This is a genomic window from Lysinibacillus sp. OF-1, assembly GCF_028356935.1.
GTDB classification, from domain to species: domain Bacteria; phylum Bacillota; class Bacilli; order Bacillales_A; family Planococcaceae; genus Lysinibacillus; species Lysinibacillus fusiformis_D.
Map to the genome: position 1 here is coordinate 1,080,374 of NZ_CP102798.1, position 12,255 is coordinate 1,092,628.

Below are 12,255 nucleotides of genomic sequence, written 5' to 3' on the forward strand. Positions count from 1 at the left end.
CACGAGGGAGTAATTGATGAAAGGAGTATGTATATGTCAGCCACATCATTTAATCCGATTCAACTACAACAAAATGCCATGACTTCAGCAAATCAGCCACTTGCTTTAAAGCAGGGACAAGTATTTCACGGTACCATTAAGCAATTATATCCAGATCAAATGGCAGAAATACAAGTAGGTAATCAAAAATTTATAGCGAAACTTGAAGTACCGTTAAAGACGGGTGATGCCCATTTCTTTCAGGTAACAGGAACAAATCCACAAACCGAATTAAAAGTGGTTACAGGACCAATGGCACAAGCATCTTCTCCAAATCAACAAATCAATCAGCTACTAGAATCCATGAATTTGCCTAAAACAGCAGAGATGCAGCAATTGCTAGGACATTTTATGAAGGAACAGTTACCTATTTCAAAAGAGCAATTAATGCAGGCAGAAATGTGGCTAAAGGCATTACCAGAGGGCATTTCAAAAGCGGATGCACTACAGGTCATTCAAAAAATGATAGAGCTTAAAATGCCAATGACGAATGATGTTTTTCAAGCCTTACTAAGTGGACAAAAAACATCTGGTATGGCGATGACTATGGATAATTTTGCACAGCTTTTAGCAAGGGATACTACTTTATCTGAAGTGCTTAAGCAAAATTTGATGCAGCAGGTACAAGCGATTGCTAAACCTTTTGAAATAGAAACAGGCAGTCTGATTTTAGCTAGAGCGATACAGAGCTTAACAAATGATGCTGCTGCGATGAGTGAAAAAATGCAAGCCTTAACAATTTTAAAGGAAGCAGGCATATTGCCACAACAAGCGACATGGCAAAACTGGACGAATATCAATGACCCTAAAGCGGCACAACCAATGCAGCAGGCTGGCCAAGTAGTACAAACGATCCTTGCATCAAAGCCTGAAAATGTAAGTCAGCTAATTGAACAGTTGAAATCATGGACAGCCAACCAAAATTTCTTAACAAATGAACAAAAACTACAGCTCAATCAGTTAATGGATCGTTTTAATCAATTACCAGTATCGAAGCAAACATTAGAAATTTTTGCTAAACAAATGCAGGAGCAGTTAATAAAAGCGTTTGCTCAAAATACTGCTGATCGTTTATTTACACAGGATGCTAATGCATTGTCTAGCAAGGAACATTTGCTATCTCTTATAAGGCAAGAAGCGACGACTCCATTACAAAATGAAGCACTGATGCGTAACCTTGTTAAAACTAGTGTTGAATCACCGCAACCGATGATTCAACAAATAGTGACACAAGCTGATGCACTTGTACAAAATTCGGTGGATAGTAAGGCGATGCAGCATGCCCTTAAAACGGTGTTAAAAAATTTAGGGATTAGCTATGAGGCGACATTGGGGAATAAATCAGCAGATATACAAATGATTACCCATCAATTAAAGCCACAGCTCCACACATTATTGCAGGAAAGTAATATTACACCACAATTGAGAGAAGCGGCAGAAATGTTGATGACGCGTATGAATGGTATGCAGCTATCTTCAGGAGAAAATGGCCATCAACATCAGCTCATTATGCAAGTCCCGCTTGAATTTTTCGGCAAAAAGATGGATGCAACATTACAGTGGAATGGTCGCATGAAGGAAGATGGCAAAATTGATGCCAATTATGCACGCGTATTATTTTATTTACAGATGGCATCCATGCAAGAAACGGTAATTGATATGCAGGTTCAAAATAGAGTTGTTACAGTAACGATATTTAATGAAAATTCGGATATTCAGCCACTTGCGGAGCCATTAAAGGCTGCCTTGAAAATGGGATTGGCAGAAAAGGATTATCAACTATCAGGTGTTTTTATTAAACAATTTGACAAGGGGCAAACAGAAAAAGGAAGTACTGTAGTAGAACAGCGAGAGGAGCAGAGTGGGGTGGATATCCGCGTATGAGCGAAGAAAAATTTACTCGAAAAGAAGCAATTGCACTTACCTATAAACTTGGACAAATGGATAGTCCGACTGTTGTAGCAAAGGGAAAAGGGAAAATTGCAGAGAATATTTTGGCACGTGCAAATGAGCATAATGTGCCGATTTATGAGGATCCTAACCTTGTGCAGTTGCTTGGTCAATTAGATTTAAACGAGTCTATTCCAGAAGAATTATATCAGGCGGTTTCGGAGGTTTTTGCTTTTATTTATCGTTTAGATCAACAACATGCGCAAAAATACAGAAAAAATGAAGTATTCTGACTGTTTTGCAAGCTGTTTTAGTACACAAAATAGAAAAAAGCGTCATAATAAGAGAGAAAATTCGAACTAAAGACAAAGTGTAGACTTTATCAGAATGTTTCGTTAGAATAGTCTATGTTAGTAAAACAATTCTATGCAAATGTTTGATGGGAGGATGTATTATGAATATCCATGAATATCAAGGGAAAGAGATTCTGAGAAAATATGGTGTAGCAGTACCAAACGGAAAAGTTGCTTTTTCCCCTGATGAAGCAGTAAAAGTAGCGAAAGAACTTGGCTCAAACGTAACAGTTGTCAAGGCGCAAATTCATGCAGGTGGTCGCGGTAAAGCAGGCGGTGTAAAAATCGCTAAAAATCTTGACGAGGTGCGCACATACGCAAAAGAGTTATTAGGGAAAATTTTAGTGACTCATCAAACAGGTCCAGAAGGAAAAGAAGTAAAACGTTTGTATATTGAAGAGGGTTCTGATATCCAAAAAGAATACTATTTAAGTCTAGTATTAGACCGTGCCACATCTCGTGTTACGATGATGGGATCTGAAGAAGGCGGTATGGATATTGAAGAAGTTGCGGAAACAAATCCGGAAAAAATCTTCAAAGAAGTAGTAGATCCTGTAGTTGGATTAACAAGCTTCCAAGCACGTCGTATGGCGTTTAATATGAATATTCCAGCAAACCTTGTGGGGAAAGCTGTTAAATTAATGTTAGGCTTATATCAAGCATTTATCGACAAAGATGCATCAATTGTAGAAATTAATCCACTTGTAGTAACTGGACAAGGTGATGTAGTGGCATTAGATGCTAAATTCAATTTTGATGCCAATGCATTATATAGACATAAGGATATTGTCGAATTACGCGATTTCGACGAGGAAGATCCAAAAGAAATCGAAGCATCCAAATATGATTTAAGCTATATTTCATTAGAGGGTAACATTGGCTGTATGGTTAATGGTGCTGGTCTTGCTATGGCAACTATGGATACAATTAGCTATTATGGCGGTAGCCCTGCTAACTTCCTAGATGTAGGGGGCGGTGCAACAGCTGAAAAAGTAACAGAGGCTTTCAAAATTATCCTTTCTGATTCAAACGTAAAAGGCATTTTCGTAAACATTTTTGGCGGAATTATGAAGTGTAACATTATCGCTGAGGGTGTTGTAACGGCTGCTAAAGAAATCGGTTTAGCTGTGCCATTAGTTGTACGTTTAGAAGGTACAAATGTAGAACTTGGAAAAGAAATTTTAAATGCATCTGGTTTAAACATCGTTGCAGCGGATTCAATGGCTGACGGTGCACAAAAAATTGTGGGACTAGTAGGCTAAGGAAGGCAGGGAGAGAACAATGGCTGTATTTATTAACAAAGATACGAAGGTAATTGTACAAGGGATCACGGGCGAAACAGCTCTTTTCCATACGAAGCAAATGCTTGAGTATGGCACAAAAATCGTAGCAGGTGTAACACCAGGTAAAGGTGGACTTGAGATCGAAGGAGTTCCTGTTTTCAATACAGTAGCAGAAGCTGTAGCTGCAACAGGTGCTACAACTTCAGTTATCTATGTACCTGCACCATTTGCGGCAGATGCAATTTTAGAAGCTGTTGATGCTGAATTAGAATTAACAATCTGTATCACAGAGCACATTCCTGTCCTTGATATGGTGAAAGTTAAACGTTATATGGAAGGTAAAAAGACTCGCTTAGTAGGTCCAAACTGTCCAGGTGTTATTACAGCTGATGAATGTAAAATTGGTATCATGCCAGGTTACATTCATACAAAAGGCCATGTAGGAGTAGTTTCTCGTTCTGGTACATTAACATATGAAGCAGTACACCAATTAACGCAAGCTGGTATTGGTCAAACAACAGCTGTAGGTATCGGTGGAGACCCTGTCAACGGTACAAACTTCATTGATGTTCTTGAAGCGTTTAATAATGATCCAGAAACTTACGCAGTAGTTATGATTGGTGAAATCGGCGGTACGGCTGAAGAAGAAGCAGCTGAATGGATTAAAGCAAATATGACAAAACCTGTTGTAGGCTTTATTGGTGGACAAACTGCCCCTCCGGGAAAACGTATGGGTCACGCTGGTGCGATCATTTCTGGTGGTAAAGGAACAGCAGCTGAGAAAATTAAAGCAATGAACGCTGCTGGTATCGAAGTTGCAGAAACACCTTCTGTCATTGGTGAAACATTGATTAAAGTAATTAAAGAAAAAGGGCTATACGAAAAGTGTAAAACCCATTAAAATGGAAGATGTAGCTATTGCGGCTACATCTTTTTCATTATTTACACGCTGCTATCATATTTCATGAAACCAATTCCTACTTACTTATGAAAAAACGACAATTTTATGGCAGATGTATAAATAATGATGAAAAGTTGTGTTGCATTATCATGCGGTCATTTAATTTCTTCTATTATAAAGGAGGTTTATTGAATGATCCTAGCAGTAGATACACAGAGATTACTAGCTTTGCATTATATATACCCGTTACCTCTTCAGAAATTTCAACAATTATTGTCCCCGGTAAATATGTTAAGCTCTTTTGAACACATTCATCATGATGAAATAGCGAAAATTCTACAAATATCGGCACAAAAAGCATATCAACTCTCTCAAAGTTTTCGACAAATTATGATAAAACCTTTTGGTGCTGCGTATGCACAGGCCAATATTGTCCCCATACCGTTTTATCATCCATATTTCCCGGCGCAATTATTTGAAATATCCAATCCACCTACTGTATTGTATGTGAAAGGTCAGTATTCTCTGTTAACAAATAACAAACAGATAGCTATTATAGGCTCTAGGAAGGCTACAGCGTATTCTAAGAGGGCAATGGACCTCATAGTACCGCCTCTTGTTCAAAGTGGTTATACGGTCGTTAGTGGGCTTGCTAGAGGTGCTGATACAATGGCACATAGGGCAACAATTGATATGGGTGGTCACACAATTGCTGTACTTGGACATGGTTTTAATTATCTCTACCCAGCAGAAAATCAGATTCTTGCTAAACAAATGACAGAGCACCAGCTATTAATAACGGAATATCCCCCTCATATGAAGCCTGAAAAATGGCATTTCCCGATGCGTAACCGAATCATTAGTGGTTTATCCCAAGCTTTAGTTGTGACAGAGGCTGCCCTAAAAAGTGGTACGCTTATTACGACAGAGCTCGCATTAGAGCAGGGGAAAGATGTATTTGTGGTGCCTGGACCTATTGATGCGACACAATCTAAGGGGACCAATCAATTACTTTTAGAAGGTGCAATTCCAGTCATGAATGGTCATCAAATCGTTGAAACACTGGAGCTCTTTTCTAACAAAAATTGAAAAAAAGTTGCATTATCTTAAAATCTGTTATACATTTTGCAACAGGTAACTTAAAAAAATTAGTAATAGACCTCGCTAAGGGGGAGACATAGATGGCGGATTATTTAGTGATTGTAGAATCACCAGCAAAAGCAAAAACGATTGAACGATATTTAGGAAAGAAATATAAAGTAAAAGCGTCGGTTGGACACGTACGAGATCTTCCACGTAGCCAAATGGGTGTTAGTGCTGAAAATAACTTTGAACCTAAGTATATTACGATACGCGGTAAAGGACCTGTTTTACAGGAATTAAAATCTGCGGCTAAAAAAGTGAAGAAAGTATATCTAGCGGCCGATCCAGACCGCGAGGGAGAAGCGATTGCTTGGCACCTTGCGACTGCGCTAAATATTGATATTCACTCGGATTGTCGTGTGGTATTTAACGAAATTACCAAAGATGCGATAATAGATTCCTTTAAAAACCCACGTCCAATCAATATGGATTTAGTAGATGCACAACAAACAAGACGTATTCTGGATCGACTTGTCGGCTATAACATTAGTCCGATACTGTGGAAAAAAGTGAAAAAAGGTTTATCTGCAGGTCGTGTGCAATCTGTAGCGCTACGTATGATCATTGATCGTGAAAATGAAATTAAAAACTTTAAACCAGAAGAGTATTGGACAATTGAAGGAACGTTTGAAAAAGGTAAAAAAACATTTGATGCGCTTTACTATGGAAATGGTAAAGAAAAAATTAAATTAACAAATGAGGCACAAGTAAAGGCAATATTAAAAGATGTAAAAGGAACAAACTTTGATGTTGTCAATGTTACGAAAAAAGAACGCAAGCGTAATGCTGCACCAGCCTTTACAACATCTTCCTTACAGCAGGAGGCAGCAAGAAAATTAAATTTCCGAGCTAAGAAAACGATGATGCTAGCTCAGCAATTATATGAAGGTATTGATATTGGGAAAAAAGAGGGAACAGTCGGGTTAATCACCTATATGCGTACCGATTCCACACGTATTTCAGATACGGCAAAAGCAGAAGCGGTTACTTATATTGAAGGAAAATATGGCAAAGAATTTATTGCAACAGATATAAAACAAACGAAGAAGGCTTCGAATGCACAGGATGCTCATGAGGCGATCCGTCCAACGAGTACAATGAGAACACCAGAAGAATTAAAAGCAGTTCTTAGTCGTGATCAGTTACGTTTATATCGTTTAATTTGGGAGCGCTTTATCGCGAGCCAAATGGCACCAGCAGTTCTTGATACGGTAGCTGTAGATCTTCAAAATGGTGATGTACTATTTCGTGCAAACGGCTCACAAGTTAAATTCGCAGGCTTTATGAAACTATATATCGAAGGTACTGACGATCAAACAGAGGAGACGACAAAACTTTTACCTGAGATGGCAATTGGTGATCAAGTAAAATCGCTCGAAATTGAGCCTAAACAACATTTTACACAGCCACCACCACGTTATTCAGAGGCGCGACTTGTTAAAACTATGGAAGAACTAGGCATTGGGCGCCCATCCACATACGCACCGACCCTCGATACAATTCAGCGCCGTGGCTATGTTGTATTAGATGCTAAACGCTTTATGCCAACAGAGCTAGGTGAAATTGTACATCAACTCGTACTAGAATTTTTCCCAGATATCATAAACATCGAATTTACAGCACAAATGGAACAAGATTTAGATGATATTGAAGAAGGCAACCGTCAATGGAAAAGTGTTGTGGAAGAGTTTTATACAGATTTTGAAGTGCATGTAAAACATGCGGATGAAGCTATGGAAAAAGTTGTGATTAAAGATGAGCCTGCTGGAGAGGATTGCGAACTTTGTGGATCTCCTATGGTCTTTAAACTGGGTCGCTATGGTAAATTTATGGCTTGCTCAAACTTCCCAGATTGTAGAAATACAAAAGCTATTATGAAACCAATTGGTGTAAAATGTCCTTCCTGTGAAACAGGCGAAATTGTGGAGCGAAAAAGTAAAACAAAACGTCTATTCTATGGTTGCAATCAGTATCCAGAATGTGAATTTGTATCATGGGACAAGCCAATTAGTAGACCATGTCCAAAATGTAATGCATTATTAGTAGAGAAAAAGATAAAAAAAGGTGTGCAAATTCAATGTACGAAATGTGACTATGAAGAAGCACCAACTCAATGATAGGAAGATGGTAAGAAACATGACTGAACAAGTAGTAAATGTAATAGGAGCAGGTCTTGCTGGTAGTGAAGCTGCATGGCAAATTGCAAAGCGTGGGGTAAAAGTAAGACTTTATGAAATGCGTCCAGTAAAGCAAACTCCGGCACATCATACTGATAAATTTGCAGAGCTTGTTTGTTCTAACTCATTGCGTGCAAATGGTTTAACAAATGCTGTAGGCGTTATTAAAGAAGAGATGCGTACGCTAGATTCGGTTATCTTAAAGGCAGCAGATCAGTGTTCAGTACCAGCTGGTGGTGCATTGGCGGTAGACCGTCATGAATTTGCGGGCTATGTGACAGAGACTGTGAAAAACCATCCACTTGTGGAGGTCATTCATGAAGAAGTCACAGAGATTCCTGAAGGTATAACAGTTATTGCTACAGGTCCCCTAACATCAAAAGCTTTAGCTGAAAAAATTCAAGGTTTAACTGGCTTGGATTATTTATACTTCTACGATGCAGCAGCACCTATTATCGAAAAAGATAGCATAGATATGGATAAAGTTTATTTGAAATCTCGTTACGATAAAGGAGAAGCGGCTTATTTAAACTGTCCTATGACAAAGGAAGAATTTGATCGTTTCCGTCAAGCCTTGATCGAAGCAGAAGTTGTGCCATTAAAAGAATTTGAAAAAGAAATTTACTTTGAGGGTTGTATGCCGATTGAAGTTATGGCAGCTCGCGGAGAGAAAACCATGTTATTTGGACCGATGAAACCAGTTGGTCTTGAAGATCCAAAAACAGGAAAACGTCCGTATGCGGTTGTGCAACTTCGTCAAGATGATGCTGCTGGTACCCTTTACAACATTGTAGGCTTCCAAACTCATTTAAAATGGGGTCCACAAAAGGAAGTGCTACAGCTAATTCCAGGGTTAGAGAATGTAGAAATTGTACGTTATGGCGTCATGCACCGAAATACATTCATTAATTCACCAAAAGTTTTAGAAAAAACATATCAGCTTCGTGAGCATAAGAATATTTTCTTTGCAGGTCAAATGACGGGTGTAGAAGGATATGTTGAATCAGCAGGAAGTGGATTAATTGCAGGAATTAATGCAGCTCGTTTAGCACTTGGACAAGAGCCTATTATTTTCCCATTCGAAACGGCATTAGGCAGTATGGCGCGTTATATAACAGAAGCACAGTCGAAAAACTTCCAGCCGATGAACGTTAACTTCGGTATATTCCCTGAATTACCACCTGGTCGTCGTTCAAAACCAGAACGTGCGGAAATGCATGCAACACGCGCAATAAGCTCAATTCGCAATTTTGTGAATTCACAAACAATTTAATTGCAAAAAGCCTCTAAAAGTTGATATACTCTTAGAGGCTTTTTCTTTTTGTAGACAAAATGCTTAATTAGACGTATTTTATTATTTTGTATGAAGATTTTCTCAATTTATAACTAATTACACTTGCTATATTATGAAGATAGGTTTAGTGTCAGTATGTATGTTTATTAATGAAATGAAAAACGATACAAACTTGTAAGAGATGACAAAGAAATATTTATCCGTTATATTACAAGTGTCAGTCATTTGAGAAAATTATTAATAAATCATTGGTGGTGAATCTTTCCATGTTAGTTTCGTCCCAAGATGCACTCGAACAGTTCATGCTTTACATCCAAGTTGAAAAGAACTTCTCTGTTCATACAGTGCGAGAATATGAATCAGACCTGCTAGATTTTTTAACCTTTTTACAAAGAGAGGGCATCGATGATTTAGCGAGTGTTGAATATATACATGCACGTCTTTATGTAACAAAGTTGTACGATGAGAAAAGAGCAAGGGCCTCTATTTCTAGGAAAATTTCCTCGATACGCTCCTTTTTTCGCTTTCTAAATAGACAGTACGGATTAGATGACGGAGCATTTCGTTCTCTTTATCATCCAAAAAAAGAATCACGTTTACCCAATTTTTTCTACGAAGAAGAATTGAAGCAGCTATTTGATGCGAATACTGGTGATGATTTGAAATCATTGAGAAATATAGCTATATTAGAGCTGTTGTATGCGACAGGTATTCGTGTAAGTGAACTGACTTCAATCCAAGTAGGGGATGTAGATTTTCATTATTCGATTATACGGGTAATGGGAAAAGGTCGAAAAGAACGAATTATTCCATTTGGTCAATTTGCGAGTTTAGCAATGCAGGACTACATAGAGCAAGCTCGTCCACGATTGATGAAAAAAACTAGTCACCAGCAGTTGTTTGTCAATATGCGTGGTGGGGAACTTACTCCTCGAGGGGTACGTCATATTTTAAACGAAATGATTGACAAGGCCTCACTCCATACGAAAATTTACCCACACATGCTTCGCCATACTTTTGCCACACATTTATTGAATAATGGCGCAGACTTGCGGACAGTGCAGGAGTTATTAGGTCACTCACATTTATCTTCTACACAAGTTTACACACATGTAACAAAAGAGCATCTTCGTCAAACATATATGAATGCCCATCCAAGGGCATAATAGAGCTAAGGAGGAAGGCAGATGGGACAAATTCATGCGACAACGATATTTGCAGTTCATCATAACGGAGGCTGTGCCATGGCTGGTGATGGTCAAGTAACATTGGGAAATGCAGTTGTGATGAAGGGAACAGCAAAAAAGGTCAGACGTCTGTTTAATGGGCAGGTCCTTGCAGGTTTTGCAGGTTCCGTCGCTGATGCATTTACACTTTTTGAGATGTTTGAAGGCAAACTAAATGAGTATAATGGTAATTTACAGCGTGCAGCAGTGGAAGTAGCAAAGCAGTGGCGCGGTGATAAAATGCTTCGCCAGTTAGAAGCGATGTTATTAGTAATGGATAAAACGACATTGCTACTCGTTTCAGGTACAGGGGAAGTCATTGAACCGGATGATGGCATTTTGGCTATTGGTTCTGGTGGAAATTATGCATTATCTGCAGGTAGAGCATTGAAAAAATATGCAGGTGAAACAATGACTGCTCGTGAAATTGCTGAGGCGGCATTAGAAACAGCTGCTGAAATCTGTGTATTTACGAATCATAATATTATCGTGGAGGCGCTGAACTAATGACGCAAAAAAATTTAACGCCAAGACAAATTACTGAGCATTTAGATCGTTATATTGTTGGGCAGAATGAAGCTAAGCGCGCTGTAGCCATTGCGTTACGTAATCGCTATCGTCGTTCGTTGTTACATGAGGATATGAAGGATGAAGTTATTCCTAAAAATATATTAATGATTGGACCAACAGGTGTCGGAAAAACGGAAATTGCCAGAAGAATTGCTAAGCTTACAAATGCTCCTTTTGTGAAAGTTGAAGCGACAAAGTTTACTGAGGTAGGTTATGTAGGGCGTGATGTTGAGTCAATGGTACGTGACTTAGTAGAAGCCTCACATCGTCTAGTAAAGGAAGAAATGATGGAGTCTGTTAAGGAACAAGCAGAAGAATTAGCAAATGAAGCGATTGTGAAACTTTTGGTGCCTTCTTTACGTAAGAAACAGGCGATGCAAAATCCGTTTGAAATGCTATTTGGTGGTAAAGAGCAACCAACGACTGATGATTCTTCAACAGATGAGGTTGAAGTACGCTCTAAGCGTGCACAAATTGCGATTGATTTACGTAACGGTAAATTAGAAAATGAGTGGGTTACTGTGGAGGTAACAGAACAAAATCCATCTATTTTTGATGCGTTACAAGGAACGGGAATGGATATGTCTGCGAATAGTGGCATGCAGGATATGTTATCCAGTTTGATGCCGAAGAAACAGAAAAAACGTCGTGTACAAGTGAAGGACGCCCGTCGTATTTTAACAGTTGAAGAAGCGAATAAGCTGATAGATGCGGATGAAGTGGCACAAGAGGCTATTACTAGAGCTGAGCAAACAGGTATCATTTTTATTGATGAAATCGATAAAATTGCTAGTAAAGAAGGCAATTCTTCAGCAAATGTCTCACGTGAAGGTGTCCAACGAGATATTTTACCAATCGTTGAAGGTTCAACTGTTACAACGAAATACGGTGCGGTGAAAACGGATTATATGCTGTTTGTAGCTGCTGGTGCATTCCATATGTCGAAGCCGTCAGATTTAATTCCTGAATTGCAAGGACGCTTTCCAATTCGTGTAGAGCTTGAAAAATTAACAAAACAGGATTTTGTACGTATTTTACAAGAACCAGACCAATCACTTATTTTGCAATATAAGGCATTGTTAGAAACGGAAGGCGTGGAAATTCATTTCACAACAGATGCTATTGAACGAATTGCTGAAATTGCTACGGAGGTTAATCAGGAAACTGACAATATCGGAGCTCGTCGATTACACACGATATTAGAACGTTTACTTGAAGAACTATCGTTTGAAGCTTCTGAAATTGCACCAGCAAGTATCCCGATCAATGCTGCGTATGTAGATCAAAAACTTGCGGGTATAGTAAAAAACAAAGATTTGTCACAGTTTATATTGTAAGAAAAAGCTAATTAGTATCATTCAATAATAAAAACCTTTAGA

10 protein-coding genes are annotated in these 12,255 nt (G+C 38.6%); all 10 read left to right on the plus strand.

All coding sequences use genetic code 11. The features are described 5' to 3' along the window. Window positions 1-33 precede the first annotated feature (33 nt). The 10 genes from NV349_RS05025 to hslU all read left to right on the plus strand — a co-directional run bounded on the left by NV349_RS05025 (window position 34) and on the right by hslU (window position 12,213). The gene (locus NV349_RS05025) at window positions 34-1,923 is read left to right on the plus strand and encodes a hypothetical protein (protein WP_036124772.1); all 1,890 of its coding nucleotides are present in this window, start codon (window positions 34-36) and stop codon (window positions 1,921-1,923) included. Next, window positions 1,920-2,222, plus strand: coding sequence for an EscU/YscU/HrcU family type III secretion system export apparatus switch protein (locus NV349_RS05030; RefSeq protein WP_036124770.1), 303 nt, complete (start codon window positions 1,920-1,922; stop codon window positions 2,220-2,222). The genes NV349_RS05025 and NV349_RS05030 overlap by 4 nt, the downstream gene beginning before the upstream one ends. Window positions 2,223-2,383: 161 nt before the next feature. Then, a complete protein-coding gene (sucC, locus tag NV349_RS05035; protein ID WP_036124767.1) occupies window positions 2,384-3,544 on the plus strand; it encodes an ADP-forming succinate--CoA ligase subunit beta in 1,161 nt (386 codons plus the stop codon). 19 nt (window positions 3,545-3,563) lie between these two features. Further along, window positions 3,564-4,466: a succinate--CoA ligase subunit alpha gene (sucD, locus tag NV349_RS05040; RefSeq protein ID WP_054610302.1), complete on the plus strand. Its 903-nt coding sequence runs from the start codon at window positions 3,564-3,566 to the stop codon at window positions 4,464-4,466. Window positions 4,467-4,658: 192 nt separating this feature from the next. After that, on the plus strand, window positions 4,659-5,555 hold the full coding sequence (gene dprA, locus NV349_RS05045) for a DNA-processing protein DprA (RefSeq protein WP_271912507.1): 897 nt from the start codon (window positions 4,659-4,661) through the stop codon (window positions 5,553-5,555). A gap of 92 nt (window positions 5,556-5,647) precedes the next feature. Next, on the plus strand, window positions 5,648-7,726 hold the full coding sequence (topA, locus tag NV349_RS05050; protein ID WP_036124760.1) for a type I DNA topoisomerase: 2,079 nt from the start codon (window positions 5,648-5,650) through the stop codon (window positions 7,724-7,726). 19 nt (window positions 7,727-7,745) lie between these two features. Then, window positions 7,746-9,059 carry an FADH(2)-oxidizing methylenetetrahydrofolate--tRNA-(uracil(54)-C(5))-methyltransferase TrmFO gene (trmFO, locus tag NV349_RS05055; protein WP_058843502.1) on the plus strand — a complete coding sequence of 438 codons (1,314 nt, stop codon included), beginning with the start codon at window positions 7,746-7,748 and terminating at the stop codon, window positions 9,057-9,059. Between the two features lie 287 nt (window positions 9,060-9,346). Continuing rightward, complete coding sequence (xerC, locus tag NV349_RS05060) at window positions 9,347-10,246, plus strand: tyrosine recombinase XerC (RefSeq protein WP_036124756.1); 900 nt, start codon at window positions 9,347-9,349, stop codon at window positions 10,244-10,246. A gap of 21 nt (window positions 10,247-10,267) precedes the next feature. Beyond that, on the plus strand, window positions 10,268-10,813 hold the full coding sequence (gene hslV / locus NV349_RS05065; RefSeq protein WP_036124754.1) for an ATP-dependent protease subunit HslV: 546 nt from the start codon (window positions 10,268-10,270) through the stop codon (window positions 10,811-10,813). Beyond that, a complete protein-coding gene (gene hslU, locus NV349_RS05070) occupies window positions 10,813-12,213 on the plus strand; it encodes an ATP-dependent protease ATPase subunit HslU (RefSeq protein WP_036124752.1) in 1,401 nt (466 codons plus the stop codon). The genes hslV and hslU overlap by 1 nt, the downstream gene beginning before the upstream one ends. The last annotated feature ends 42 nt before the right edge of the window (window positions 12,214-12,255 follow it).

Bases quoted from the DNA above. Each gene is read 5' to 3' on its own strand.
- NV349_RS05025 (WP_036124772.1), top strand. From the start codon at position 34: ATGTCAGCCACATCATTTAATCCGATTCAACTACAACAAAATGCCATG.
- NV349_RS05030 (WP_036124770.1), top strand. From the start codon at position 1,920: ATGAGCGAAGAAAAATTTACTCGAAAAGAAGCAATTGCACTTACCTAT.
- sucC (WP_036124767.1), top strand. From the start codon at position 2,384: ATGAATATCCATGAATATCAAGGGAAAGAGATTCTGAGAAAATATGGT.
- sucD (WP_054610302.1), top strand. From the start codon at position 3,564: ATGGCTGTATTTATTAACAAAGATACGAAGGTAATTGTACAAGGGATC.
- dprA (WP_271912507.1), top strand. From the start codon at position 4,659: ATGATCCTAGCAGTAGATACACAGAGATTACTAGCTTTGCATTATATA.
- topA (WP_036124760.1), top strand. From the start codon at position 5,648: ATGGCGGATTATTTAGTGATTGTAGAATCACCAGCAAAAGCAAAAACG.
- trmFO (WP_058843502.1), top strand. From the start codon at position 7,746: ATGACTGAACAAGTAGTAAATGTAATAGGAGCAGGTCTTGCTGGTAGT.
- xerC (WP_036124756.1), top strand. From the start codon at position 9,347: ATGTTAGTTTCGTCCCAAGATGCACTCGAACAGTTCATGCTTTACATC.
- hslV (WP_036124754.1), top strand. From the start codon at position 10,268: ATGGGACAAATTCATGCGACAACGATATTTGCAGTTCATCATAACGGA.
- hslU (WP_036124752.1), top strand. From the start codon at position 10,813: ATGACGCAAAAAAATTTAACGCCAAGACAAATTACTGAGCATTTAGAT.